Annotated in this window: 24 protein-coding genes and 1 tRNA gene; 7 read left to right on the top strand and 18 right to left on the bottom strand. The window is 60.7% G+C overall.

Features of this window, described 5'->3' with window-relative positions:
* Positions 1-40 precede the first annotated feature (40 nt).
* A complete protein-coding gene (locus BLQ92_RS26110; RefSeq protein WP_090688381.1) occupies positions 41-1,249 on the top strand; it encodes a chromate transporter in 1,209 nt (402 codons plus the stop codon).
* A gap of 64 nt (positions 1,250-1,313) precedes the next feature.
* Here BLQ92_RS26110 and BLQ92_RS26115 read toward each other — a convergent pair whose 3' ends face one another.
* The 4 genes from BLQ92_RS26115 to BLQ92_RS26130 form a co-directional block, all read right to left on the bottom strand.
* A complete protein-coding gene (locus BLQ92_RS26115) occupies positions 1,314-2,342 on the bottom strand; it encodes a histone deacetylase family protein (protein ID WP_090688383.1) in 1,029 nt (342 codons plus the stop codon).
* A 79-nt stretch (positions 2,343-2,421) separates the two neighbouring features.
* Positions 2,422-2,880, bottom strand: coding sequence for a CopD family protein (locus BLQ92_RS26120; protein ID WP_090688386.1), 459 nt, complete (start codon positions 2,878-2,880; stop codon positions 2,422-2,424).
* A gap of 271 nt (positions 2,881-3,151) precedes the next feature.
* The gene (gene parC / locus BLQ92_RS26125) at positions 3,152-5,470 is read right to left on the bottom strand and encodes a DNA topoisomerase IV subunit A (RefSeq protein ID WP_090688388.1); all 2,319 of its coding nucleotides are present in this window, start codon (positions 5,468-5,470) and stop codon (positions 3,152-3,154) included.
* A 62-nt stretch (positions 5,471-5,532) separates the two neighbouring features.
* Complete coding sequence (locus BLQ92_RS26130) at positions 5,533-7,518, bottom strand: DNA topoisomerase IV subunit B (RefSeq protein ID WP_090688389.1); 1,986 nt, start codon at positions 7,516-7,518, stop codon at positions 5,533-5,535.
* A gap of 368 nt (positions 7,519-7,886) precedes the next feature.
* Between BLQ92_RS26130 and BLQ92_RS26135 the strand changes: the two genes are divergently transcribed.
* Complete coding sequence (locus BLQ92_RS26135; RefSeq protein ID WP_090688392.1) at positions 7,887-8,108, top strand: nucleotidyltransferase family protein; 222 nt, start codon at positions 7,887-7,889, stop codon at positions 8,106-8,108.
* Between the two features lie 19 nt (positions 8,109-8,127).
* Here BLQ92_RS26135 and BLQ92_RS26140 read toward each other — a convergent pair whose 3' ends face one another.
* Complete coding sequence (locus BLQ92_RS26140) at positions 8,128-10,059, bottom strand: ATP-binding cassette domain-containing protein (protein WP_090688395.1); 1,932 nt, start codon at positions 10,057-10,059, stop codon at positions 8,128-8,130.
* Between the two features lie 161 nt (positions 10,060-10,220).
* Positions 10,221-10,622 (bottom strand): DUF4399 domain-containing protein, encoded by a 402-nt coding sequence (locus BLQ92_RS26145; RefSeq protein WP_090688398.1) that lies wholly within the window; start codon positions 10,620-10,622, stop codon positions 10,221-10,223.
* Positions 10,623-10,818: 196 nt separating this feature from the next.
* Here BLQ92_RS26145 and BLQ92_RS26150 point away from each other — a divergent pair, with 196 nt between their 5' ends.
* A complete protein-coding gene (locus BLQ92_RS26150) occupies positions 10,819-11,004 on the top strand; it encodes a rubredoxin (protein ID WP_090688400.1) in 186 nt (61 codons plus the stop codon).
* Between the two features lie 142 nt (positions 11,005-11,146).
* Here BLQ92_RS26150 and BLQ92_RS26155 read toward each other — a convergent pair whose 3' ends face one another.
* Positions 11,147-12,064 (bottom strand): LysR family transcriptional regulator, encoded by a 918-nt coding sequence (locus BLQ92_RS26155; RefSeq protein ID WP_090688403.1) that lies wholly within the window; start codon positions 12,062-12,064, stop codon positions 11,147-11,149.
* 139 nt (positions 12,065-12,203) lie between these two features.
* Between BLQ92_RS26155 and BLQ92_RS26160 the strand changes: the two genes are divergently transcribed.
* The gene (locus BLQ92_RS26160) at positions 12,204-12,968 is read left to right on the top strand and encodes an SDR family oxidoreductase (RefSeq protein WP_090688406.1); all 765 of its coding nucleotides are present in this window, start codon (positions 12,204-12,206) and stop codon (positions 12,966-12,968) included.
* A 34-nt stretch (positions 12,969-13,002) separates the two neighbouring features.
* Here BLQ92_RS26160 and BLQ92_RS26165 read toward each other — a convergent pair whose 3' ends face one another.
* The 7 genes from BLQ92_RS26165 to BLQ92_RS26200 all read right to left on the bottom strand — a co-directional run bounded on the left by BLQ92_RS26165 (position 13,003) and on the right by BLQ92_RS26200 (position 20,697).
* Positions 13,003-13,761 carry a GGDEF domain-containing protein gene (locus BLQ92_RS26165; RefSeq protein ID WP_090688568.1) on the bottom strand — a complete coding sequence of 253 codons (759 nt, stop codon included), beginning with the start codon at positions 13,759-13,761 and terminating at the stop codon, positions 13,003-13,005.
* An 11-nt stretch (positions 13,762-13,772) separates the two neighbouring features.
* A complete protein-coding gene (locus BLQ92_RS26170) occupies positions 13,773-14,159 on the bottom strand; it encodes a DUF1987 domain-containing protein (protein WP_090688409.1) in 387 nt (128 codons plus the stop codon).
* Positions 14,160-14,179: 20 nt separating this feature from the next.
* Positions 14,180-14,743, bottom strand: a complete 564-nt coding sequence (locus tag BLQ92_RS26175) for a SiaB family protein kinase (RefSeq protein ID WP_090688412.1) — start codon at positions 14,741-14,743, stop codon at positions 14,180-14,182.
* A 14-nt stretch (positions 14,744-14,757) separates the two neighbouring features.
* Entirely contained in the window at positions 14,758-15,990 is a 1,233-nt protein-coding gene (locus BLQ92_RS26180) for a SpoIIE family protein phosphatase (protein ID WP_175772603.1), read from the bottom strand.
* A 459-nt stretch (positions 15,991-16,449) separates the two neighbouring features.
* Positions 16,450-18,537, bottom strand: a complete 2,088-nt coding sequence (locus BLQ92_RS26190; RefSeq protein WP_244106303.1) for a TonB-dependent siderophore receptor — start codon at positions 18,535-18,537, stop codon at positions 16,450-16,452.
* Between the two features lie 360 nt (positions 18,538-18,897).
* A complete protein-coding gene (locus tag BLQ92_RS40775) occupies positions 18,898-19,980 on the bottom strand; it encodes a fucose-binding lectin II (RefSeq protein ID WP_090688422.1) in 1,083 nt (360 codons plus the stop codon).
* A gap of 375 nt (positions 19,981-20,355) precedes the next feature.
* On the bottom strand, positions 20,356-20,697 hold the full coding sequence (locus BLQ92_RS26200) for a fucose-binding lectin II (RefSeq protein ID WP_090688425.1): 342 nt from the start codon (positions 20,695-20,697) through the stop codon (positions 20,356-20,358).
* 790 nt (positions 20,698-21,487) lie between these two features.
* Between BLQ92_RS26200 and BLQ92_RS26205 the strand changes: the two genes are divergently transcribed.
* Both BLQ92_RS26205 and BLQ92_RS26210 read left to right on the top strand, forming a co-directional pair.
* A tRNA-Arg gene (locus BLQ92_RS26205) sits at positions 21,488-21,562 on the top strand.
* A gap of 167 nt (positions 21,563-21,729) precedes the next feature.
* Positions 21,730-22,956 (top strand): tyrosine-type recombinase/integrase, encoded by a 1,227-nt coding sequence (locus BLQ92_RS26210; RefSeq protein ID WP_090688426.1) that lies wholly within the window; start codon positions 21,730-21,732, stop codon positions 22,954-22,956.
* A 49-nt stretch (positions 22,957-23,005) separates the two neighbouring features.
* On the opposite strand, the gene BLQ92_RS41455 is transcribed toward BLQ92_RS26210, so the two are convergent.
* Both BLQ92_RS41455 and BLQ92_RS26220 read right to left on the bottom strand, forming a co-directional pair.
* Positions 23,006-23,125: a DUF3761 domain-containing protein gene (locus tag BLQ92_RS41455; RefSeq protein WP_425194938.1), complete on the bottom strand. Its 120-nt coding sequence runs from the start codon at positions 23,123-23,125 to the stop codon at positions 23,006-23,008.
* Positions 23,126-23,525: 400 nt separating this feature from the next.
* Positions 23,526-24,266 (bottom strand): hypothetical protein, encoded by a 741-nt coding sequence (locus BLQ92_RS26220; protein WP_143016666.1) that lies wholly within the window; start codon positions 24,264-24,266, stop codon positions 23,526-23,528.
* Between the two features lie 173 nt (positions 24,267-24,439).
* Here BLQ92_RS26220 and BLQ92_RS26225 point away from each other — a divergent pair, with 173 nt between their 5' ends.
* A complete protein-coding gene (locus tag BLQ92_RS26225; protein WP_090688431.1) occupies positions 24,440-24,685 on the top strand; it encodes a hypothetical protein in 246 nt (81 codons plus the stop codon).
* 530 nt (positions 24,686-25,215) lie between these two features.
* On the opposite strand, the gene BLQ92_RS26235 is transcribed toward BLQ92_RS26225, so the two are convergent.
* Both BLQ92_RS26235 and BLQ92_RS26240 read right to left on the bottom strand, forming a co-directional pair.
* Complete coding sequence (locus BLQ92_RS26235) at positions 25,216-25,560, bottom strand: hypothetical protein (RefSeq protein WP_090688435.1); 345 nt, start codon at positions 25,558-25,560, stop codon at positions 25,216-25,218.
* Positions 25,547-25,960, bottom strand: coding sequence for a DUF5681 domain-containing protein (locus BLQ92_RS26240; protein WP_090688438.1), 414 nt, complete (start codon positions 25,958-25,960; stop codon positions 25,547-25,549). The genes BLQ92_RS26235 and BLQ92_RS26240 overlap by 14 nt, the downstream gene beginning before the upstream one ends.
* Positions 25,961-25,992: the final 32 nt, after the last annotated feature.

Genomic DNA, 25,992 nt, shown 5'->3' on the forward strand with positions numbered 1-25,992 from the left:
ATAAATCAGCACTTCCGGCGCGCCCGGTATGCAGACTGTTATGTACATGATCACAAGTCAGGACGCCATCAGACGAGGTGAGCGGGAACCGTTGTGGACGCTGTTCCGGGTCGTATGCGGCCTGTCAGCGCTGTCATGGGGTGGGCTCGCGCTGATGGCGCAACTCGAGAATCACTACGTCGAACGCGAAGGCCGCTTGTCGCGGGTCGCCTTCTCCGATCTGATCGCCCTCGCATGGATGGTGCCTGGACCTGTGGGCTGCAACGTCGCCGTGCAGGTGGGCCACGCATTACGCGGACGCACCGGCGCATGGGTGGCGGGCATTGCCAGCGTGCTGCCCTTCTTCACATTGATGACGCTGTTTGCGATCTTCTACCGCACGCCCTTCGTACGGGCGGTTGCCTCGCAGACCCTGCTCAATCATTTCAGCGTCGTGCTCGGCATGCTGATCGCGGTCACCTGGTACAAGCAGACCCGCGCGCTCGTGCGCGGCAAGCTGGAATGGATCGCGGCGCTGCTCGGCTGTGTCACGCTCGCGTATGCGCGCAGTCCCGCCGCCTATGTTGGGATGCTGGTGGTGGCGTTTGCGGTGGGCTGGTTCAATAGCCCCAAACACAAGGTGCGCATCAAGGTGTCGATTGCGCGCCGCGACATCCAACTGACAGCCGCCCTGTGCGTGTTGCTGGCGTTGTTCGCGATTCCGTTGCCGCACCGCTACGACATGGCGCTGCTGTGGCCGCGTCTCGCGGGTGCGGGCATGACGCTATTCGGCGGTGGGTTTTCGGCGCTGCCGGTATTGAAGGCGCTGTTCGTCACGCCCGGCATCGGTGTCTCCGATAACGATTTCACGCTGGCATTCTCGCTCTCGCCGTTGTCACCCGGACCGCTCCTCAACGTGGTGCCGTTCTTCGGCTACCTCGTCGACGGCTGGGTCGGAGCGTTGATCGCCACGCTCGCGCTGTTCGTGCCATCCGGGTGCCTCGTCGTACTGGCACAACGCAATCTGCATCAGTTGAAGGCCAATCCGCGCTTCGAGCACGGCATGCGCATTCTGCGCGCGGTCACCACAGCGTTTCTCGCGATCGCCGTGCTACGGATCGCACAGCGTGTGCCGCTGCAACCGCAGTACCTGGCGACCGCCGCGTTCTCGGGGATGTGCTTTGCCAAGCTGAAGGTGCCGGTGTATGTCGTGTATGGGACGGTGGCCGGTGTGTGCGGGCTGTGGCTCGCGTATGCGGCGATGGCTTAGGTGAAGCGATCTTGAAGCGCCAGGGGTGGCGCAACCCGCGCCACCCTGCCCTGCGCTGCGTTATTCAGCGCGAGCGCGCCGCGGCAAAGCCGCCGAAGAACGACCGTGCATTCGCCTCGAGGCTCTCGAGGTGATAACCGCCCTCCTGCACGATCACCGAAGGCAAATCGAGCGCACCAATCGCCGCACCTAGCCGCCCGAAACCTTCGGTCGTCACCGCCACGCGCGATTGCGGATCGTCCTTGTAAATATCGAAGCCAAGCGCGAGCACCAATGCGTCCGGCTCGAACCGCTTCAGCACGCGCAACGCCTCGTCCACCCGTTCGAAGAACACGCCCTCGGACGATCCATGCGGCATCGGCAGATTGACGTTAAAGCCCTCCCCGGTTCCCGCGCCACGTTCGTCCTCGTAGCCCGCCACCACCGGGTAGAAATTGGTCGGGTCGCCGTGAATCGATACGTACAGCACATCATCGCGTCCGTAGAAGATCTCCTGGACGCCTTGCCCGTGGTGCATATCGGTATCGAGGATCGCAACACGCCCGTATTGCTTGCGCAGCGCCTGGGCAGCGATGGCAGCGTTATTCAAGTAGCAGAAGCCGCCCGCCGCATCGACGCGCGCGTGGTGGCCGGGCGGACGGCATAGCGCATACGTCTCATGGGCGCCGCCGTTGACCGCGGCCGCAGCCGCAAGCGCGCTTTGCGCCGACCAGTAGGCCGCACGCCACGTGAACTGGCCGATCGGGCAACTGCCATCGGCGAGGTAGCGGGCAGCCTTGGCGAGAATGCCGCGCAGCGGATTCGGCTCGCGCACGTAGATGTTCGACATGACCTCGTCGCCCCAGTCGTCGGGCATTTGCTTCCACTCGGCGTAGGCCTCTTCGAGGAAGCGCAGGTAGTTCATGTCGTGAACAGCGGCGATGCCCGCCATGCCGGAATCGGCCGGTTCGCGGATCTCGAAGTCGAGCGACTTGACTGCGGCGACGAGGCGCGAGGCCCGCTCGGGAACCTCCTGCGCCGGACGCATCTGACCGCGCGACAGGTAGCTGTTCGGATGATGCAGCAGTTGCTCGGGATGGAAAAAGGTTTGCATGGTCATTCCTTTTGAGTGCGGCCAGCGCTTAGGTCGCGCAGCGTTTCCATGCAGGGTAATACAGTGTGAAACGTTTGGATTAAACCCCACCCGACAACACGGCCACGCCGATCGTCACCACACCCAACACCAGATTGACGACCACCAGCCGCCGCACGGTGCCGACCGCGCGAGCGCCGTCCGGCCAGTTCTGCGACTGCACGGCGCGACGGATACGCGGAAACACTGCGAAGCGGATATGCCCGAAGATCAGCATCATGACGATGCCAAGGCCCGCCATGGCATGCAACTGCCAGGACGCATGCGCGCCGCCGAACTGTGTCAGCAGGAAGCCGCCGGTCAGCAGAATCACGATCACCGAAGCGGCGATCCAGTTGAAGAAGCGCCCGAACACCGATTCCCACAGCGGCAGACGCAATTGCGGCGACAAATCGGCCAGCGCCGGGCGCAGGCAGAAATGCGCGAAGACCATCCCGCCCACCCACACGGCTACAGCGAGCAGATGCAAAAAGAGCGCGAGTTCGACGGCTTTGGTCATGTTGTTTTCCTCTCTCGATGATGGCGTGCCGCTTGGCCTCAAAGCGTGGACCGCGAAAAGCACTGACCCAGAACCTTGCCGGACACGGCTAATGACCGCGTTCGACCGCGCACTATGCACGCAGTTCCGCAGTTCATCCCGATTGCCATCGTTTTATTTATTGTGCCGGCACGCTCTGTGCTGCGCCGGTCCCCGAATGTTTGCTGCTCGCCGCGTGCGCCGCCTGTGGTTGAAGGACGGCGCACGCGCTACTGCCAGTTTCTTCGTCACGTCATGCGGACAATACCGGCCGCATGCCCGACACCTTGAGCTTGGTGTCCGGCGCGCGGCCCTTGCGGGCCCGCTTGCCGATATGCGGCGTGAGTGCCGCGCCGCTCAGCGTTTCTTCATACGCTTTGCCGCCACGGCCCGTGCCGATCAGCACGACGCCGGCCTTGCCGATGGCCAGCGCCTGGGTCAACGCTTCCTTCTCGTCGAGCGCCATCAGGATGACACCACGACCGCCGCCCGAGAGCGTCTTCATCTCGTCGAGGCCGAACACCAGCAAGCGGCCACCGCCCGACAAGCAGGCAACATGGGTCGCATCCGGCAGCATCGGCATCGGTACCAAGGGCGCCGCGCCCTCGTCGATCGTCATGAAGGACTTGCCGGCCTTCACGCGGCTCACCATATCGCCGACCTTGGCGATAAAGCCGAAGCCGTTGCTCGATGCGAGCAGCAACGCCTGATCCGCCGGCGCTGCGTAGTAGTGCATCAGATGACTGCCCGACTCGAGCTCGATCAGCGACGTCACCGGCACGCCATCGCCGCGGCCGCCCGGCAGCAGCGCTACCGCAACCGAATAGACGCGCCCGTTGCTGCCCCACGCAATCAGCGTATCGGGCGTGCGGCACTGGAACGCCGCGTAGAGCGCGTCGCCGGCCTTGAAGGTGAAGCCGGCCGGATCGAGCCCATGGCCCTTCAGCGCCCGCACCCAGCCCTTCTGCGACATCACCACCGTGACCGGTTCGTCGACCACGCGGGCTTCGAAGATCGCGCGCTTTTCCTGCTGGATCAGCGTGCGGCGCTCGTCGCCGTATTGCTTTGCGTCGCCTTCGATTTCCTTGATGAGCAGGCGCTTCATCGCCGATTCGCTGCCAAGCAGCTCTTCGAGCTTGGCCTTCTCGTCGCGCAGTTCGGCCAGTTCCTTCTCGATCTTGATCTTTTCCAGCCGCGCCAACTGACGCAGACGGATTTCAAGGATGTCCTCGGCCTGGCGATCCGACAGCCCGAATGCGGCAATCAGCGCGGCCTTCGGTTCGTCCGACTCGCGAATGATGCGGATGACTTCGTCGATATTCAAAAAGACGATCATCCGGCCTTCGAGGATGTGAATCCGGTCGTCGACCTTGGAGAGGCGGTAGCGCGTGCGGCGCGTGACGGTCGCGAAGCGGAAGCCGATCCACTCGTGCAGGATTTCCGAGATGCCCTTCTGACGCGGCCGGCCGTCGGCGCCGACCATCACCAGATTCAGCGAGGCATTCGATTCGAGGCTGGTATGCGCGAGCAGCGAATTGACGAACTCGGTCTGGTCGATGCGGCTCGACTTCGGCTCGAACACCAGACGCACCGGCGCATCCTTGCCCGATTCGTCGCGCACGGCATCGAGCAGTGCAAGCATCGTCTGCTTGGTCTGCAGTTGTTCCGGCGTGAGCGTCTTCTTGCCGAGCTTGATCTTCGGATTGGTCTGCTCTTCGATTTCCTCGAGCACTTTCTGCGCGGCTGTGTTCGGCGGCAGCTCGGTGATCACCAGTTGCCACTGGCCGCGGGCGAGGTCCTCGATCTTCCAGCGGGCGCGCACCTTCAGGCTGCCGCGGCCGCTCTCGTACGCCGCGCCGATTTCCGCTTCGCTCGAAATGATCTGGCCGCCGCCGGGGAAGTCCGGCCCCGGGATGAGCTGCATCAATTCGGCGTGCGACAGCTTCGGGTTGCGGATCATCGCCACCGCAGCCGCGGCGACTTCACGCAGGTTGTGCGACGGGATTTCCGTGGCCAGACCCACCGCGATGCCGGATGCGCCGTTGAGCAGCACGAACGGCAGGCGCGCGGGCAGCAGGCGCGGCTCGTCGAACTCGCCGTCGTAGTTCTTCATGAAATCGACCGTGCCCTGGTCGATCTCGTCGAGCAGCAGCTTGGCAATCGGCGTCAGACGCGCTTCCGTGTAACGCATCGCCGCTGCGCCGTCGCCGTCGCGCGAGCCGAAATTGCCCTGGCCGTCGATCAGCGGATAGCGCATCGAAAAGTCTTGCGCGAGGCGCACCAGCGCGTCGTATGCCGACTGGTCGCCGTGCGGGTGATACTTACCGAGCACGTCGCCGACCACGCGTGCCGACTTGACCGGCTTGGCGTTGTCGGAGAGACCCATGTCGTTCATCGCGAACAGGATGCGCCGCTGCACCGGCTTCTGGCCGTCGCAGACATCGGGCAGCGCGCGGCCCTTGACGACGCTCACGGCGTAGTCGAGATAGGCGCGTTCGGCGTAGTTGCCGAGCGTCAAGGAGTCGCCAGGCGGCGGCGCCTCAGTGAAAAGATCAGGCGTGTTGTCGTCCATCTAGATTCCGTATCCGTATGTGGCGTGAAGTATCGCTACCCGAGCAGGCCTTCGACAGGCGCTCAGATATCCGCTTCGACTTCGTTACCCTTTTCTTCGAGCCAGCTGCGGCGCGAAGCCGCTTCGCCCTTGCCCATCAACATCGTCATGCGGGCGACGGTGGCGTCGTAGTCGAGCTCACCCAGCGCTACCGGCGACAGACGCCGCGTATCCGGGTTCATCGTGGTGTCCCACAACTGCTCGGCGCTCATTTCGCCCAGGCCCTTGAAGCGGCTGATCGACCACTGCGTCTCGCGCACGCCATCCTTGCGCAGCTTGTCGAGAATCGCTTCCAGCTCGCCGTCGTCGAGCGCATACATTTTCTGCGCGGGCTTCTTGCCGCGTGCGGGTGCATCGACGCGGAACAGCGGCGGACGCGCCACGCACACATGGCCGCGTTCGATCAGTTGCGGGAAGTGCTTGAAGAACAGCGTCAGCAACAACACCTGGATATGCGAACCGTCCACGTCCGCGTCCGAGAGGATGCAGATCTTGCCGTAGCGCAGATTGGACAGATCGATGTGATCGTCAGGGCTGTGCGGATCGACGCCGATCGCCACCGAAATGTCGTGCACTTCGTTGTTGGCAAAGAGGCGGTCGCGCTCAGTTTCCCAAGTGTTCAGCACCTTGCCGCGCAGCGGCAGGATGGCCTGGTATTCCTTGTCGCGGCCCATCTTGGCCGAGCCACCCGCTGAATCGCCCTCGACGAGGAACAGTTCGTTGCGGGCGATATCGGTGGATTCGCAATCGGTCAGCTTGCCCGGCAGAACCGCCACTCCCGAGCTCTTGCGCTTCTCGACCTTCTGGCCGGCACGCGTGCGGGCTTGCGCCTGCTTGATGACGAGGTCCGCGAGTTTCTTGCCGTGCTCGACGTGCTGGTTCAGCCACAGTTCAAGCGCCGGCCGCGAGAACGACGACACCAGCTTCACCGCATCACGGCTATTCAGACGCTCCTTGATCTGCCCTTGAAACTGCGGATCGAGCACCTTCGCCGAGAGCACGAAGGAAACACGCGCGAATACGTCTTCGGCGAGCAGCTTCACGCCCTTCGGCTGCAGATTGTGCAGCTCGACGAAACTTTTGACCGCCTGGAACAGGCCGTCGCGCAGGCCGGATTCGTGCGTGCCACCCGCCGGCGTCGGAATCAGGTTGACATAGGACTCGCGGGTGAGCGGCCCTTCTTCGCTCCACGCCACGACCCACGTCGCGCCCTCGCCTTCCGCGAAGGTGTCTTCGCTCGAACGCGAGTTCTCCGCGTAGCGTTCGCCTTCGAACAGCGGAATCAGCAGGTCGCTGCCGTTCATGCCTTCGAGCAGATAGCCGCGCAGACCGTCTTCATACTTCCAGGTTTGACGCTCACCGGTTTTCTCGTTGACGAGCGTGACTTCGACACCGGGCAACAGCACCGCTTTCGAGCGCAGCAGACGCTGCAGTTCGCCAAGCGGCAGGTTCGGCGAATCGAAGTACTTCGGATTGGCCCACGCGGTGACGCGCGTGCCGGACTTCTTCTCGCCTTTGGCCGCGGCGCGCACCTGGAGCGGTTTGGCTACATCGCCGTCGGCAAAGCCCAGCTCGGCCACCTTGCCGTCGCGCCACACAGTGACGTCCAGACGCGTGGACAGTGCGTTGGTAACCGAGACGCCCACGCCGTGCAGACCGCCGGAGAAGGTGTAGGCACCGCCGGCGGCCTTGTCGAACTTGCCGCCTGCGTGCAGGCGGGTAAAGACGATTTCGACGACCGGCACGCCCTCTTCGGGGTGCATGCCGAACGGGATGCCGCGGCCGTCGTCGTCGACCGACACCGAGTGGTCCGCGTGCAGCGTGACGGTGATCTGCCGGCCGTAGCCGCCGAGGGCTTCGTCCGAGGCGTTGTCGATGACTTCCTGAATGATGTGCAGCGGATTTTCGGTGCGGGTGTACATGCCGGGTCGTTGCTTGACCGGCTCCAGGCCCTTTAACACCTTGATCGACGCTTCGCTATACGCGGCGTTTGGCTTTTTCGTAGACATGGTTGACTCGGGTCCGTCGGTTCATCGTTGTCCACAGCTCCTGTGGACAGGTCCGTGGACAATGCGTTGAGTTTTCAAAAAAAGCGAAACGAAACAACGGGGTGGGTGGGGTGCCCGCACGGCGGGCAAACTGTTTTCTGGCCGGCTTCTCCCCGGCGCCGCGCTACAGCGGCACAGCCGGCGCGAGCGCCCGAGGGAAGGCTGTTCGCGGGGTATTTTACTGATTTCGATACAGGGAGCAATTTGCCGGATGTCCGATCGGCTGTTTGGTGGGAGATCGACAGGCCAATCCGGGTGGGTTGCAACGGTGTTGAACGGCACGCATATATAATCTGAACTCTCCCCCAAGCCGTAGCCGGAGTGCCGAAATGAGACCCTCTGAAGCGCTCAGCGCCCATCGCGGCGAGGACCGGGGCGGCAGCGATCTCGACCTGCTAGTCGATCCGACGCCCGAAACGACGTTGCTCGATATCGCCCGTATCCAGAGCCGCCTGCAAAAACTCCTCGGCGTTTCGGTTGACGTTTTGACGCCCAAAGCGCTTCCCGAATCGTTCCGCGCCCGTGTCGTTGCCGAAGCGGTGCCTGTGTGAAAAAGAGCACGCCCACCGCTTACTTCCGCCGGCTCTCCAACTCGTCCCACCGCTCCATCGCCACCAGCAACTCTTCATCGATCGCCGCGTAACGTGCCGTCAGCCGCGTGCCTTCCGCCGCATCCTTAGCGAAGATCGAGCCGTCTTCGAGTTGCGCGCCGATCGTCTTCTGCTCCGCTTCCAGTGCGGCGATCTGCGCGGGCAGTGCCTCCAGCTCGCGCTGCTCCTTGAACGACAGCTTGGCGGCGCGCTGTTCCTTGCGGCCCGCCGCAGCCGCCCCGCTATCCTTCGGGGCCGCTTCCTTGACAGCTTCTTTCTGTGCGTCCTGCGCCATCTGCTGCGAGCGGTCGCGCTGGATCTGCCAGTCGGTAAAGCCACCGACATACTCGCGCCACTTGCCCGCCCCTTCCGAGGCGATCACAGAAGTGGCGACGTTATCGAGAAACGCGCGGTCGTGGCTGACCAGCAGCACCGTGCCGTCGTATTCCGTGAGCAGTTCTTCAAGCAGTTCGAGCGTGGGGATGTCGAGGTCGTTGGTCGGCTCGTCGAGCACCAGCACGTTGGCCGGCCGCGCGAACAGACGCGCCAGCAGCAGGCGGTTACGCTCTCCGCCCGACAGCGACTTGACCGGTGAACGAGCACGTTCCGGCGCAAACAGGAAGTCGCCGAGATAGCTCATCACGTGCTTTTTCTGGCCGTTGACTTCGACCCACTCGCTGCCCGGGCTGATCGTGTCCGCGAGACTCTTGTCGAGATCAAGCTGTGCGCGCATCTGATCGAAATAGGCAACCTGCAAATTGGTGCCGATGCGCACCGTGCCTTCGTCCGGCGGCAACTCGCCGAGGATCATCTTCAGCAGCGTGGTCTTACCCGCGCCGTTCGGCCCCACGAAGCCGATCTTGTCGCCACGCATGACCGTGGCCGTGAAGTTGTCCACCACCGTGCGCGAACCGTAGCGTTTGGTCACATCGGTCAGTTCGGCGACGATCTTGCCCGATTTCTCGCCCTGCCCCACGTCCAGCTTGACGTTGCCCTGCACGTTGCGGCGCTCGGCGCGCTCGTTACGCATCTGCACGAGCCGCGCGATCCGCCCGACGCTGCGCGTGCGGCGCGCTTCCACGCCCTTGCGGATCCACACTTCTTCCTGTGCGAGCAGCTTGTCGAACTTGGCCGCTTCCACCTGCTCGATTTCAAGCTGCTGCGCCTTGCGGGTCTGGTAGGCGCTGAAATTGCCCGGATACGACAACAGACGCCCGCGATCCAGTTCGACGATGCGCGTAGCGACGCGGTCGAGAAACGCGCGATCGTGGGTAATGAACAGCAGGCCGGCGCGCAGCGAGACCAGCAGTTCTTCGAGCCAGCGGATCCCCTCGAAGTCGAGGTGGTTGGTCGGTTCGTCCAGCAACAGCACGTCCGGCTGCACCACCAGCGCCCGCGCCAGCGCCACGCGCTTTTGCATACCGCCCGAGAGCGACCCGACCCGCGCCTCGCCATTCAGCCCGATCTGCTGCAGCGTGGTCGCCACGCGCGTGCTCCAGTTCCAGGCGTCCGAGTGATCCAGCGCCGATTGCAGCGTATTCATGCGCGACATCAGTTCATCATGCGCCGGACCTTCCGGCTCGTCGGCAAGCTGGTTGGCGACCACGTCGTATTCGTCCAGCAGCGCGCGAGCGTGCGTCAGGCCGGCAGCGACCGCTTCGAAGACGGTGTCGTCGGTGTCGAACTCCGGCTCCTGCGGCACGTAGACCGAAGTCAGGCCCTGCTGGCGCGTAACCAGGCCATCGTCCGGCTTGCTCAGATCAGCGACGATCTTCAGCAGCGACGACTTGCCCGCGCCATTGCGGCCGATCAGCCCAACGCGCTCGCCCGCTTCGAGAGAGAAATCCGCGTGATCGAGCAACGCGACGTGACCGAACGCCAGTTGCGCCCCGGTAATGGTGTAAAGCGACATGGAGATTTGGAGAAGAAGAGACAGCAATGAGCCGGAACCGCTCATTGTACCGGGCGCGCGGGCGGATGCCCGGATGCCGGAAGAGATAAGCCAAATGGCCGGGTTGCGAACGGGGCGATACGGGTGGCGGTATGGCGCCCCGCCGGGCGCCCCAGCAGTTGTTACTGCACGTGAACCGTAATGGTCTGGCTCATCTCCGGGCCATACGAACGATGCGCACCGTCGCCGAATTGCAGCGTCAACGTGTGATCGCCGGGCGGCAGTGTCAGGGTGGTCTCCGTCTGGCCCTTGCCGAAGTGAAGCGACTTGTCCGTCATGGGGATCACCTGGCCCTTGGGCATCGGCCCACCGTCGATCAGCAGGTGATGGTGGCCCGTGCCCTCCGTCATCGTGCCGGCCGGCGCGATCGTCATGCCCTCGATGCCGAATACCACGTGCACAGGGTTGCTCACCGTGGCGCCGTCCTTCGGTTCGACGAAAAACACTCCTTCCGCCTGAGCGGCGGCCGAGACGGTAAGCAATCCGGCGAACATCGCACCTGCCAACCATTTATTGTTAAACATCGTCTTCTCCTTGAGGAAAGTGGCTCTTCAAAGCATACACCGTGGATGTGACACCGTTTAATCGGGAGGCGTGCGGCACTGCGACAAAGGTCCAGATCAGCGGTTTGTCAAATTCCGGTAATATTGCGGATCGCCGCGCGCCCCCAAAAGGGGCAGAACCCGCGGATCATGCATTGAACTGAAGAAAGAGTGTGTCGTGAGCGAAGTGATTGTTGAGTACAAAAGCTGGGTCTGCCTGATTTGCGGCTGGATCTACAACGAAGAAGAAGGTCTGCCGGAAGAAGGCATCGTGGCAGGCACGCGCTTCGCCGATATCCCGGAAGATTGGCGCTGCCCGTTGTGCGACGTGGGCAAGGCGGAATTCGCGGTGGTGGAGTTCTGAAGCAACTCCGTGACTGCTGGCGGCGCGCGGCCTGAGGGCTGCCGCGGCGCCTGTCGATCTGAACGGCCTGGCTGGGTTGACGCCCGCTGGGCCGTTTTGTTTCCGGGATGAGGATTGTGTGCCGAGCCGGCACGACGCCCACTCACTCCCCGTCAATCCGAGCCCAGGGCGGCACATCGCCGAACGCATCGACCAGAAAATCGATCACCGCGCGTATTTTGGCGCTCAGGTGCCGACGACTCGGATACAACGCGAGCACGTCGATGTCAGGCAAGCGATATTCAGGCAATACCTGAACGAGCTTGCCGGCGCGTAGGTCGCTGCCGATCAGAAACGTGGGTTGCCAGATCACGCCTTGCCCAGCGAGCGCCGCGGCACGCGCCGTATCGCCATTGTTGGTATGCATGTGGCAGTTGACCTTCACGCTGTGAGTCTTGTTCTCACTGTCCATCAGTTGCCACTCGTCGCCGGTGGCGGCGTACGAGTAGCCGATGCATCGATGCTCAAACAAGTCCGCTGGCGCTACCGGGTTTCCATAACGCGTCAGATAGGCCGGCGACGCACACAGGATGTTTCGCGATGTCGCCAGCTTGCGGGCTGCGTGACTGGTCGAACCGGCGCTCGAGATGCGAATGGCGAGGTCATAACCTTCCTCGACGATATCGACCACGCGGTCAATCAGCGAAACGTCGAGTTCCACCTCGGGGTACTTCCGCATGAACTCGGGCCACAGCGGCGCCAGATGCAGAATGCCAAAACTCACAGGCGCATTGATACGCAGCCGACCGCGCGGTTCGACCGACGCGGCGGAAACCAGCCCCTCAGTCTCGGCGACGTCGTCGAGAATGGATTTGCAGCGGGCGTAAAGGGTCTCGCCACCCTCGGTGAGCGAAAGCTTGCGTGAGGTTCGATTCAGCAGGCGCGTGCCGAGATGCGCTTCCAGCTCGTTCACGTAACGGGTCACATTGGCGGGTGACGTCTCGAGCGCATCGGCTGCGCGCGTGAAACTGCCCCGGCTCACCACGGTGACGAATACCTCGAAAGCACGCAGCCGATCCATGCACGTCCCCAATCATTCATAAATACTGAATGATATTCCCATGTTTTGCGCCTTCCTGCATCAGTTACTGAAGCCTATATTGCTTCACATGGACCAAGGCATTGGGCACTGGCCAACAAACTGCAGCAGGAGATTGAACATGGAACGCTTGACAGGAAAAGTCGCCATCGTGACCGGCGCCAGTGCGGGAATCGGCCGTGCCACCGCAAAACTGTTCGCCGCGGAAGGTGCAAAGGTGGTCGTCGCCGCGCGCCGCGAAGCTGAACTTGAAACGCTCGTTGCCGAGATCGCCAGCGAAGGTGGCGAGGCCGCGTTTCTGGCCGGCGACGTGCAGTCGGAGGACTTCGCGAAAGCGCTGGTCGCGCTCGCCGTCAGCCGCTTCGGGCGCCTTGACATCGCCTATAACAACGCCGGCACCTTGGGCGAAATGGGTCCGACGACGGGGGTATCAGAGGCGGGTTGGTCGGCCGCATTGGCGACCAATCTGACGAGCGCCTTTTTGGGTGCAAAGCACCAGATCCCCGAGATGGTGAAGCGTGGCGGCGGATCGATCATTTTCACATCGACGTTCGTCGGCTACTCATTCGCTTTCCCCGGGACTGCGGCATACGCAGCGAGCAAGGCAGGATTGATCGGACTAACGCAAGCGCTCGCTGCCGAATATGGACCGCAAGGCGTGCGCGTCAACGCCATCCTGCCCGGCGCCGTGGACACACCGATGTACCGCGACATGAACGACACCGCCGAGTCGCAGGCCTTCGTGACTGGACTGCATGCGCTCAAGCGGGTCGCACGGCCGGAAGAACTCGCCCGCTCGGTGCTTTATCTGGCTTCCGATGACTCATCCTTCGTGACCGGTACCGCATCGCTCGTCGATGGCGGCGCATCGATTACGCGTACTTAAGCGTACTTGAGCGCCCTTGGCGGCTAGCTGCCGCTCAATCCGCAATCGGCAGCGCAGGCGAAGCCGATTGCGGATCAGCAAATTCCACGCGATTCCGCCCTCCTCGCTTCGCTTTATACAGAGCCGAATCCGCCAACCCGTATGCGGTATCGAAATCGGTCCGAACCGGATTGGCACTGACGCCAAAACTGGCCGTGATTCGACGATTCACGGGCGCCGCGAAAACGTGACTACCGATCGCCCTGCGCATTTTCTCCGCTAGCTGCAGCGCTTCGTCGAGGTCATGCGCCGGCAACAGCACGGTGAACTCTTCACCGCCGACGCGACCGATGACGCCCTGCTCACCGACAATGCGCCGCAGGCAATCGACGATGCCGAGTATGACCGCGTCGCCAACAGGATGGCCGAAATCGTCATTGACCTTCTTGAAGTCGTCGATATCGAGCAAGATCATCACGGCCCGATCGACGCGCAACGCCTTGATCGTCCGCTCGATCACGGCACTGCGGTTCAATACATCGGTCAACGCATCGTGCGTCGCACGATATTGCAACTGTTGAGTCAGCGCATGCATCTCGCGCTCGGCGCGGTCGCTGCGCCCAATCAGGCGGCGCGTTTCGCGCATCAGGCGTTCGAAATGTCCGATGAGCTCGGCTAACGCCAAGCGGCATTGCTGCGCGTCCGCGCCGGGATTCGCATGAATCGCGCGTGCCTTCTCCAGCGCCTCGCTCTCGCTCTGAAACAGGTCCGGAGCGTCGTTCGAAGGTGCGTCCGAAGAGGAAGTTGAAACCACCGTGGCCACCCTTAGGTCGCAACCGGACAATCGGTGAACTGAATAGCCGTGAAATCAGCTTGCAATTCTTCGCCGAATTCGAGAATGGTTTCGTCCTCGGCGTCGCGGAACCACCTCACCAGCACTTGATTGCCGGCCGAAGCAGCCTGATCCAGCGCGTCGAACACGCTGAACAGCATCTTCGTGCTCGAACTGTTGAAGTAAGTCAGCGTGACTTCGACGGTGATAACGACGTCGCGGCAACTGGCAAGGTACGCGCGCAGCTGCTCGATGACCGGGGCATAGAACGCGGCCGCGTTCTCCGGATAAGACTCGCCCCTGAACGTCAGCACGTTCTGGTCGAATTGAAAATCGATTTCCGGCGAGGTGGTCGTAGCCGCAATGTAAAGGTTATCCATGACGTGCAAACGTCCCTGAGTCAGATGATGGTCTTGAGGCAAAACAACGTGGTTTCTGGGGCATCGACGCGCGGACAGAAGGCAAACTCCAGCGGAGCGCTTGCATCGCGGGCCATCGTCAGGAACCCGAGCCCCGCGCCCTTGCTTTCCTCCGGCGCATCGGAGCGCAGCGATACCTTGTACGCCTGCTTGATCTCTTCAAGCGACATGTTACGCAACGGCTCAAGCCTCTCGCGCAGATTGCTCACTGCCGTCGTCGCAATGGGATTCACGCACAGCATGAGGTGACGCTCACCCTCGTTGCTGATGCACACCGCCCCCTCGCGGATTGCGCCACCCTGCTCGCCGCCCTCGACAAGCGAGTCGGACGAATAGTGGACGATATTCTGTGCGAGTTCGATAAAGGACGAAAACAGTTTGCGCCGGGTCGGGGCGTTGACCCCTGCAACTTCGAGTTGCAGTTTCACGACCTCGCTCATCGCCGCGACGATGCTATGGGAGAAGTAGCCCTTGTGATAGAAAATCACGTTGCGTCGTTGGGCGAGTTCGAAAAACGCGGCATCCTGGTCTAAGAGTTCAAACATGTTCATGGACTACCCTAAACGCGTGCAAAAAATAGCGTGACGTCATCGCGACGTGCCTGTGCGCCCTGCCAGTCGGCGAACGCGCCCTGCAGGCCATCGCGGATGACGGATAACGGCTGCGCTCGCCGTTCGAAAATGAGATCGAGAGCGCGACGCTTGCCAAAAGCAATTTTTCGTGGCCCGCCTATCTGATCGATTAGCCCGTCTGTCGAGACGAACAAGAGGCTATCCGGCGCAAGCGCGACCGTGTTCAGCGCCCACGCATAGTCCGCCTGGCTGTCCACATACCCGACGCCCATGCGTTCGCCTGAAATGCTGTCGAAGTGAACGGCATCCGGCCGCAAAACATGAAGCGCGATGCGTGCACCGGAGAAATAAAGCTGCCGCTGCGCTGCGTCGAACCAGAAGAAGGCAGCGTCGAGACCGTCGTTCGATTTCGGCGACTCGCCTTTGCCATGCACCTGGCCCAGCAAGCCCTTGACGTTGCGATTGACCGCGGCCAGCAGGGCGGCCGGGTCGCGCGGCCCGATTCGTTCGAGCGCCTGCGACAGCGAAGCCGATGCCAGCAGCGTCATGAAGGCCCCAGGCACGCCATGACCCGTACAGTCGGCTACCGCGCCAAACCATCCGTCGTGAAACGAAGCGAAGTGATAAAAGTCGCCACCCACCACATCACGCGGCTCCCATACCAGCACGGCATCCGTCAACATGGACGACAGCGCGTCACGCGACGCGCGCAGCATGGCTTGCTGGATCACGCTCGCATATTCGATGCTCTGCATGATTTGACGGTTCTTTTCCGCCTGCACTTCAGCCACGGCACCCAATAGCTGAAAGCCGCTGGCAAGTCCGACGAAGCGGCCGTGCCGCGTCACGATAAAGCCGTCGGACAGCGCCTTGTTACCCGCCTCGACCGTTTTGAACGTGAGCGCCTCGATGCTCATGTCCGCGTCGACGATGAGCGGCTCCTTGTCCATGAACGCGATACAGCTTTTCTTGTCGTAGAGCTCCCGGTGAAATGGCTTGCTCATTTGCGACAGGAAAATATCGCGGTTGATCAGTCCGATGGGGCGGCCGTCTTCCACCACGGCCAAGCTTCCCATGTCGCGCCGCGCATAGAAAATCTCCATTGCCAAAGAGTTGGAGTCGGCCGCATCGATGGTTGGGACTTCTTGACATAACTCGCCGGCACAACGCGGGCTTGCAGTGACTCCAGGGCGACGAAACTGCGCAAGCGCGGGATGCATTTCGAGACCACCCGTTGAACAAGAAATCAGCACGCTAATGCGTCGATATGTCAGTTTCGTTACGCCGGGTAATTAAAGAAAGCCTCCTCAAAAGGCAAGCGGGACGTGGCCGCACCGGAAGGCACGTCGCAAACGTTTTCCTCTTGCTTCTAGCTTTATTTGCTGGTCTAAGCTCGTGTTGCGTCTCTACGACTGCCGCGCGGCGTAGTGATGCGATTTCGCGCGAGCTCATCCCTGAGATGGCGCGCAAGCTCCGTCATTGCGGGGGTGCCATGTCCACGTGGCAAATACAGATTGATCGCGAAGCAAGGGAGTTGGGGAAGACCGGCATCGGGCGGCAAGATATCGAGGTCGGCGGGCACGGCGGACGCAAGCGATACGGTCGTCCTGGGCCTGCAAGACGACATCAGCCCGGTTGCGCTCTTCCGCATAGGCCACCCGAAGGTGGCCTAAACAGCTTCAGAACGAGAACGTTGTATTGAGCATTACCAGCCGCGCCTCGCCGACCGCAATGGTCAGATTGCTGTTGCTCGACGGGTAGTAGGTCTTGTCGAAGACATTCTTCACGTTGAGTTGCACGCGTGTCGGAATCTGGCCCAGCTTCGTTTCATAGGCGGCGAACAGATCCGCGACAAGGTAACCCGGCAGCGTAAAGCTGTTTGCTGTATCGCCGGGGCGCGCGCCGACGAGCCGCGCGCCTCCGCCGAAACGCCATTGCCCAGGCAGATACGGCAGCATCGTGTCGTACACGGCAAACACGCTGCCAGTGTGACGCGCGGCATTGACAAGAGGCGTGTCGCTGTCGCGGTCTTCGGCATTCGTATAGGCATAACTCGCAATCATGCTGATGTGCCGTGTGAGCCGGCCGGCGACATCGAGCTCGACGCCGCGCGAACGTGCGCTACCGATTGTCGACGTCGTATCGCCGACGGTGACCGCGACGTTCTGCTTGTCGATCTGATAGATCGCGAGCGTGCCCGTAATGCCCGGTTTCGCTTCGAACTTCAAGCCGGCTTCATAGACCCGGCCACGCTCCGGCGCGAGCGGCGCGCTCACCTGCGTCGCGACATTCGGCACGAACGACTTGCTGAAGTTCGCATAGGCGGACAACGCGGGCGTCAGCTTGTACACGAGCCCGAATTGCGGCAACCACACTTGCCCGTGTGAATGATCGGAGACGACGAACGGCCGCCCGATACCGGACAACTGTTGCCAGTTTTCCCAACGCACGCCGCCCACGGCAATCAGGCGCTCGGTCAGGTGTACGGTGTCCTGTGTAATCAGCGAGTACGAATGGACCTTCGACAGGCTGTCGCTTTGCTTGGCGCTCGGTGTGCCGCCTGCCGCAAGCGTCCCATAGACCGGGTCGTACAGGTCGAATCCGGATACTGCCTTGCCGCGGATCGTGTCGCCGCGGAAGGAGCGCTGGCGCTCGTACTCGCCGCCGACATAGACTTCGTGGCGCATGCCTGCGAGGTTTAGATCCCCTACGGCGCCGAGCGCGGCGATCTCGTCGGAATCGTTGCGGCCAAGATTCGCATCCGACGAGCGGCTCATGATGCCGGTCTTGCTGTTGAACGCGGTCGCACGGGTCAGATATTGATCGTAACGATCGCGGGCCCAACCATAGGTGGCACGCATACGCCACTCATCGGAGAACCGGTGCTCGATCCTGGCCCGTAGCACCTCCTGTTCCCCAGAGCTCTGAGCCCACGCCTCTTCGTAACGGGTGTAGCGCAACGCGTCGTCCAGATGACCGTTCACGAGCACGGTGCCGCGATCGAATGGCGTCGTGTAGTCGACGTACTGGTAGCTCAAGTCGACCGACGTGTTGGCATCGTGCCACGACAGCGACGGTGCGATCAGCGCGTCGCGTTGACGTCCGAAGCCGCGCCAGTTGCGCGCCGTGTTGTATTCACCGGTCAGCCGGAAGGCCAGCGTGCCGCCAGCCACCTGGCCGGGCTGCCCGATCGGGCCAGTGAGGTCGAAGCCGGTGCCACTGCCCCGGTGGCTGGTGTACGTCGCCGAAACCGAGCCCTGCAGCGTGTCCTCCGGTTTGCGCGTGATCAGGTTGATCACGCCTCCGGGTTCCTGAATCCCGTACAGCAGTGAAGCCGGGCCCTTCAGCACCTCGACACGATCGATCGTCGCCAGATAGTTATGCAGGATCGGCGAACGGATGCCGTCGACCAGAATCGAGCCGTCGTTGTTCGAACCGAAGCCGCGCTTGATGAACGCGTCGCGGGTTCCGCCAAGCGTGTTGGTCTGGGTGATGCCACTGACGTTACCGAGGACGTCATCGAGGCTTTGCGCCTGCTGGTCCTGCATCACACTCGAACTGACTACCGCGACCGACTGCGGAATCTCGCTGATTTTGCGCTCGCCGCCGCTGGATGTTTCGCTGGTAAGCGGGCGATAACCGACTGTGGGTTCCGAGACCGACGACGAACGCACGGAGACCGCTGGCAGATCTTTCGAGACGACCGATTGATCGCTGCCTGCATCGGGAGAGGCGGCAATCGCGGAATGGGCTGTAGCGGAGTACATCAGAAAGGCAGTGTGCAGGCCAATGCCGAAACGGCAGCGACGAACTTGGCGCGCGGAGGTTCGCAGAAAACGCATGTGTCAGGAAACGGCGCGCCGACCCGCGCGTGAACGCAGCAAGGTAGTTGTAGCGACGTGTAATGGTTACGAAAGAGTCGGCGATGTTAATGCAAATGGGAATCGTTATCAACAAAGATCGGAAATACGGGGACGGGAGCCGTGGCAGAGATGTGAAGCCGTGACTGTAGGCTTGCCTCACGGCAGTGCAACCTTATTCATGGAGAGATCCGGCCATGACGCCCGCACAAACTCGCTCCTGATCGGGCGATGCGTGGCCGAACCTCTGGGCGAAGCTTCTTCAGCTCAGCCAATGGGCCAGTTCAATATCACCAGACTGTCGTTGAAGCTATCATCGCCGCCGTCTTCTGAGGCCAGCAAACCGAAGTACGCCTTCTGGAAAATATCGACCTGGCGGGAGCCAAGCTTCGACTTCTTCCCGTTCGCTTCCACGATGACCTGCACCTTGCCGTTACCTGAATCGAGAATTTGCGTCTGGAGATTTTTATCCTCAAGACCCACTCCTTTGAACGTAGCCTTGGGGGTAGTCTCACCGTTCACGAAAACATAGACGGTTTGTTCCGCCGACGAATTCACAAGCGTGGTGACGCCAAACTTGATGTGGGGAGGAAGATTGAACCAGCCGTCGCCCTCGCCACCCGTGGTTCCGCCACCGGGGTTCCCACCTCCAGTGGTTCCACCGCCCGGGGTCCCGCCACCTGTGGTGCCGCCACCTGTGGTGCCGCCACCTGTGGTTCCACCGCCTGTGGTCCCACCACCCGAGCCGGCAGACACCGATTTCGCGATGTTCCACCAGAACGTTATCGGCGTCGCCTGTGTAAATGGCTCTGTGCCGACCATATTCTTGAACGGCTCGGTCTGCCCTGCCTCATGGGCGACGTACAGATTTCTGGACAAGGACGTGTTCGTCAGCGAGATGTAACTGCCGTCGCCATATTCGAAGGTACTTTTGAGTTCACCGTCGGCAGTAACGCTACCGTCAGGGTTGCGTTTGATCTTGGTGACGACGCCGATTAGCCACGTGGCCAGAGTCAGATTGCCGGGATCTTTGTCTGCCATGACATATTTATGATCGACCTTATTGACCGCAAGAAAGCGCTGCGCGCCAGCATCGTCAGTGATCTTGATATTTATACTGTCGCCGCTAGACACGGGGTCGCCAGCTTTTTTCTTCGACCCCGGGCCGGGAACGATTTTCCAGATGTAGTCAACCGCAGAGTTCTTTCCGGGTACTGCAATCTCAGTCCACAGTGTCGGCTGACTTGCAGGATTTTGCACACCCTTCCAGATCAGTGACAGGAAGGAAGAACCGTCATTTTCACAGTTCCTGAAAACGAGATTTTCACCGTATCTAACTATGTCGCCCATATCGCACCCCAGTTGGTTCAATGGTTACAAGACACGGGAAATCTGCCGGAATCGGCTCCCGCACGCTGCACGGTGCTGTCGGATTGATGAGAATTCAAGATTTCTCGTTCGCACTCGACAGCTGAAAAACTTAAGAAATCGATTGCGACGGCAAGTCGTCTGCTTTTTTTAATTAAGAAGGCGAAATTCTGATGCATCAGCAGAACAAGTAATCCACTTAAAAATAGACGGTGTGAATGGAGCGGCTACCGGTTCGTGTCAAATCAGCGACCAAGCAGCAGCTCCATCGCCCCGTATCTGGATGTTCTCAAAAGAATGCTTGTTGCCAGCATGGCGAGCCACTTTTAGGCTCTACCCCTTCAATACTTTTAATTTTTATCCCAACGGCCAGTTAAGCACGACGATGCTGTCGTTATAATCGTAATCCGAGCCATCCTCGCTCCCGATCACTATGACGTTCAGATTTTTTTCCGAGATCGTGTTGGCCAATAGTTCGGATGGCTTCCCGCCGGCCTCAACTTTTACCCGGACTTCACCTCTGCCAGAGTGGATTACTTGAGTCCCTAGATTTTTGTCTTTGATACCAGATCCATCAAAAGTTGCTCTGACCTCTCCATCAACCAGCACCTTGACCGTCTGTGCTAGCGCCGAATTAACCAATACAGTCGCGCCAAATTCAATCCCGGCGGGAATCCTGAATACTCCATCATCAGCCATAGTTTATCTCCAAGATTTCATAAATAGAAATTGACGTGCGAGGTTATTTGTCGCAAGAATATTGACTTATGCGAATCGCCACGATATTTATCATGGAAAAAATAATTTACTTATGCAAAATCCCTCAACCGACCGTTCAGCAATGTTTCTTGTCGGACGGTGAATCAAGCCTATACATCCGTTGCCATTGTGGTTAGCGTTTGGCTGAATGCGCCATCGTATTGGCTGATATGGCAAAAATCGATTTCGATGTATGCGGCGCGGTATTGTTTCTGACGAAATTGAAAGACAGTGCTTAGGTTCAATGAGTTGGCCATGGGAGGGTTTTCCCGGTTCAGGCATGAGCCGGGAAAACCCTCGAATCGGCCCTCTCCTCGCAGTGTTTTTTCGCGGGATAGCCGACCGTCACGGTCGTCGCATCGACCGTGTATTGGCCACGGTCGATCTCGACTCCCTTCTCCCGCGCCCACGCTTCGGCCGCGCCCTTGGTCCTGAACGTTTTTGCTATACTCTGCCCTCGCTGGTTTGCCCGGGCTCGCTAGCGAGACTGCCTACTGGCAGGGTTCGAGCCGTAGGTTTGCCAGTCTCAGAGACTGGATCAGCGCCAGATCAGTTGGAGCTGCCACAGAGCCAGTCTGTAGCAAATGTGCAGCAGAAACGGCTGTAAACTAGGGTTGACAAGGTGTCACGGCGCTTCACTTAGGACGAAGCAAAAAAGCCGGAAACGCCCACGGGATAAGGCGGAAGCCAATAGCAGCAAGGCTCCAATCCACCCCGTTAAAACTATCCTCTCCCCGTAGTTCAATGGATAGAACAAGTGCCTCCTAAGCGCTAGATACAGGTTCGATTCCTGTCGGGGGGACCAATCAGCTTCCCAGCATCTTCCACGTTTGCCAAGAAAGCCCCGTCTAGCCCTGTGCAGCGGGGCTTTTTGCTGCCATCATTGCCCAAGCTTACCCAATAGAAGCAATCTAACTTGGGGGCATCGTTGGGGAAATGCCCCAACGCCCCCAAACGCGATGCCCCAAAACCATGCCCAAGCGTGCAGATCCATTGACCGACATGCAGGTCCGCAAGGCCAAGCCGACGGAAAAGTCATACCGTCTTGCCGACGGCAAGGGCCTTTATCTCGAGGTCATGCCAAATGGCTCGCGGTACTGGCGGATGAAGTACCGCTTCGATGACAAGGAAAAGCGAGCTGCCTTTGGTGTGTACCCCGAGGTGTCGCTCGCCGAAGCCCGCGAGCTGTGTATCGCCGCGCGCAAACTGCTCGCCGCCGGCATCGACCCGTCAGAGCAGAAGAAGGAAGTAAAGCGCGCTCGCGCGATCGAGGCGAACTCCTCGTTTGAAGCCGTCGCTCGAGAGTGGTTTGAAACCCAGAAAGGCGGATGGACTAAGGTCTACGCCGGCAAAGTGATCAATTCACTCGAAGTCGACGTCTTCCCGAGAGTCGGTGCCAAGCCGATCGGCGACATCGAGGCACCTCACATGCTCGAGATATTGCGAGCCGTCGAAGCCCGCGGTGTACGAGAGACGGCCAAACGTGTCCTACAGCGGTCCCGTGCGGTGTTTCAGTATGGAATCATGACCGGGCGGTGCTCACGCAACCCAGCCAGTGACATCGACGCCGAGACCGTACTAAAGAAGAACGCTGGCGTGCGGCACATGGCACGTGTGAAGCCGATGGAGATACCGCAGTTGATGCGCGATATTGCCGAGTACCAAGGCGACGTTGTGACGCGTCTAGCGCTCCGCTTCATGGCTTTGACGTTCGTTCGAACGACCGAAATGATCAATGCCGAGTGGACCGAGATCGATGAAAAGGCGGCAGAGTGGCGCATTCCGGCCGAGCGAATGAAGATGCGCGATCCGCATATCGTGCCGCTGTCCAGCCAAGCTCTGGAAGTGCTTGCAGTGCTACGCGAGCTGAACGGCGCCGAGCAACACCTGTTTTACAGCATCCAAGGTCGGGGGCCCATCTCGAACAACACCATGCTCTATGCGCTGTACCGCATGGGCTACAAGTCACGCATGACCGGCCATGGCTTCCGGGGGCTGGCCGCGACGGTTTTGCGCGAACTCGGTTACAGCCGCGACGTTGTCGACAGGCAACTCGCGCACGCCGAGCGCAATCAGGTCACGGCGGCCTATGTGCACGCCGAATACCTGCCGGAGCGCCGCAAGATGATGCAGCATTGGGCCGACTATCTTGATGCGGCCACCGCATCAAAACCACGCCTCGCGTTTCCCGCAGCGTAAAAAGCCGGCGGCGGTGCATTGAACACTTTGTGAGGCCGCTCGAGGAACGTCAATCCCATTCCGCCACCCCTCCTTGCCGCGAGCATGTGCCGGAATGATGTCGGCTGAAGCTGTACGTGCCGTCGACGCACTTGACCGATGCGCCACTAGGCACGCCGCCACTTTTCATTTTCGCCGGCGAGTGGACTTCCTCCCCCGACTAGTTGACGTAGTGCCCATGCGCGGTCAGTTCGGATTCTTTGGGCTGCGCCCACACATCAGACGCGGGCGTGCATATATTGACGCAGAGGAGAAGCTGAACGCGATGACAGCCATCGATGCTATTGTCCTCCTCGCTCCGCGGGTAACGTGGTTCACCGATTGTCCTGTCCTTTAACGTCGCGAGCCCTGTGCTGCTCCCAACTTCGGCAGCGGCGAGCTTCATCGTGGTGTCGTGAGGCGTTGGCAAGCTGGTCAATTGGTGACGCGGCTCTGGTCCTGCGCCCCTGCTCAGCTCGTCGTTCAAACAGGTTAGGTTGGCCTCGTCCGCGGCCCCCGCCACCGGCGCACGTACCAGCCGGTTATGCGTTTCAATTTCCCGTTGTAGTGCAGTGCACTTGATTGCCGAGTTGATAGCAGTTGGTGTTCTGGACTTGAGGTGTTCGAATCGGCGGCGGAGCTGGTAATGGTGTGTATGTCGGTCGCGCGTTCGACAGCATCTGTAATGCAAGAGCGCGCCGCTGATCCTGCGCCGCCTGCTCATTCGCTTCGTTTTGTGCCTCTGCGGCAGCTTCCTGTGCCGCGGCTGCCCGTCGCTGAGCCTCAACGGTGGCTTGCTGGGATCGTTTGCTTGCCTGATCCCGGTTGTTCTCGGCTTGCAGCGTCTGGATGACACTGGCGACTCGCTCCCGGTACGAGTCATCCATCGCCTGTCGCTGCTCATTGAACTCCGCGTAGGTCAGCTTGCCGGCGTACAGCTTCGCAACCAAGGCCTCAAGAGAATGCATGCTCTCGTCGATAAGAGCGCCGATGACCGGTTGGTATGATGAGGCACGAAAGTCGTGGCCCAAGTCGTAACACCGCTCGCCCTCAGCCACCCAAGCAGCAATGGCGACCTTTTCTGACTTGGTCGGCCGATGCTCGTTCGCAAGCATTGCGAGATCAGGGTGGGCTCCGAGTTTCAGAACCACTTTGCCCTGCAGTGGAGCAACCGCTGGATTGTCCGCGATGGTCACAAAACATGCGACCGACGGGTCGTCCGCCGCCCAGACTGCTGAAGATCCGAGGGCGACAAACAAGGCCGCCACCGTCCGCCAAATACTGCTCCGCATGATAACCCCCGTCTCGTTCTTTTTGTGCACCGCTGTGCCACCGCTATTCCGGCAAATAGTAGGCTAGGTGGAGGCGCTTTGGACGATTTTTTGCAGGCCAAGGTCGCTTGCGAGGTCGGAATCGGTCCGGTCAAGCATGCTACGATTCCTTCAAATTCCGGGTGGAGACTTCCATGTGGGACAAGATCGAACACGAAGGCTTTGAAATCTGGGTACTCCCGATCCTTGCATTTGGTCCGTCGGCTCCAACCACCCTGTGGCATTACTCGGCGTACGTCTGTCGCCACGGTGCCGAGCCCCACCTCGCGGGGCAAAGCACGCGGTTCTATGAACTAGTTAAGACGTTCGGTACCGAAGACGAGGCGCGCGACGCAGGGTATCGCGCAGGGCGCCGTCTCGTTGACAGCTTCGCCGGCTAATTTCCCGTTCAACTCCCTTCGCCAATAGCCGGGGCGTCGTGCATTTCGCGCGTTGGCTGAACCAGTTCAACTGGGTGAAAGGATGAAGGCATTGACAATGAAACCAACAAATCTGCTGTGCATGCTTTCGGCATCCTTGCTACTCAGTTCGTGCGCTTATCAGGCGACCTTGATGCCACGCGACTCCGGCAAGGTGTACACCGGTATCCTCGAGGGAAACGGGATGGGCTCAGGAACGATGACAGTAATGATCGATTCGCGGAAATACCAAGGGCCCGTTGCGCGGGTCTCGTCAAACGAAACATTTGGCTTCGCATCTGCTTACGGTACCGGGCCACACGGTACGTCTACGGGATTCGGCACTGCCTACACCGAGGGCGATGCAACGGCCAAGGCCCTGATGTCGTCAGAAGACGGGCACGGTCTACGCTGTGACCTGGTCGGCCGCGGTGGTACGGGCGGCGGGATATGCGTCGACGATGGCGGAAGGGTCTACGACGTCGTGCTCATCCGAAAGTAGTTTCTCGCGACTACTGCTTGTCGATTGCTTCCGGCTCGTCGAATTCTTCATCGTCTTCTGGCTGATCTGGATTAGGGCGATCATCACGGGCACGGAAGGGTTGCCCGGCATCCGGCAACCCACGGATCTTCGCTCGCAGATCCACAGCATTACACCAATCGGCAGGAGGCTTCCAAGGCGCGAAATTGGCGGGGCGATCAAAGGTCTCTCGCTCCTCCGGAGTCATGTTCTGGTAGGTGAGTCCCTCCCGGATCATGCGCCGCATGAGCGCCGCTTTTTCGAAGTCGATGCCGGAGACGGGCGCTTTGACGGAGCCATCTTCCAGCCGCCGAATGCGTTCTCTAAGAAGCGCCATGCTCTTTCTCCAATGCGGCAACGCGCCGCGCCAAATCGTCCGTCTCGACTATCTTCGCTTGACCTTGAATCACGCCCATGACGGCGTTGGCCTGATCGGTTGTGAGCTTGCCTGTCGCCAGCGCGTCGACCACCGCTTGCCCGTTCTCGGCCAGTGTTCCACCGGGCAGTGCAATGGTGATTGGACCGTCCGTCGGACGCAAACTCGGCACGATCTTGTCGACACATAAGCGCAGCATTGTGGTGTCGCCGGCCAAGGCCAGCTCGAGCACCTTCTGCACGAGTTCCGGCGCCTTTGCAACAAATAGCGCTCGCAGATCGTCCCGACGGTCCGTGCGTCGATCGCCGCGGACCTTCGGTCGCCCCTTCGGATTGCCAGATTTTCCCTTCTCAAATGGCATTGTTTTCTGCTTGTTAGGAACAACGGAAACAA

This window comes from Paraburkholderia phenazinium (genome assembly GCF_900100735.1).
Taxonomy (GTDB): Bacteria; Pseudomonadota; Gammaproteobacteria; order Burkholderiales; family Burkholderiaceae; genus Paraburkholderia; species Paraburkholderia phenazinia.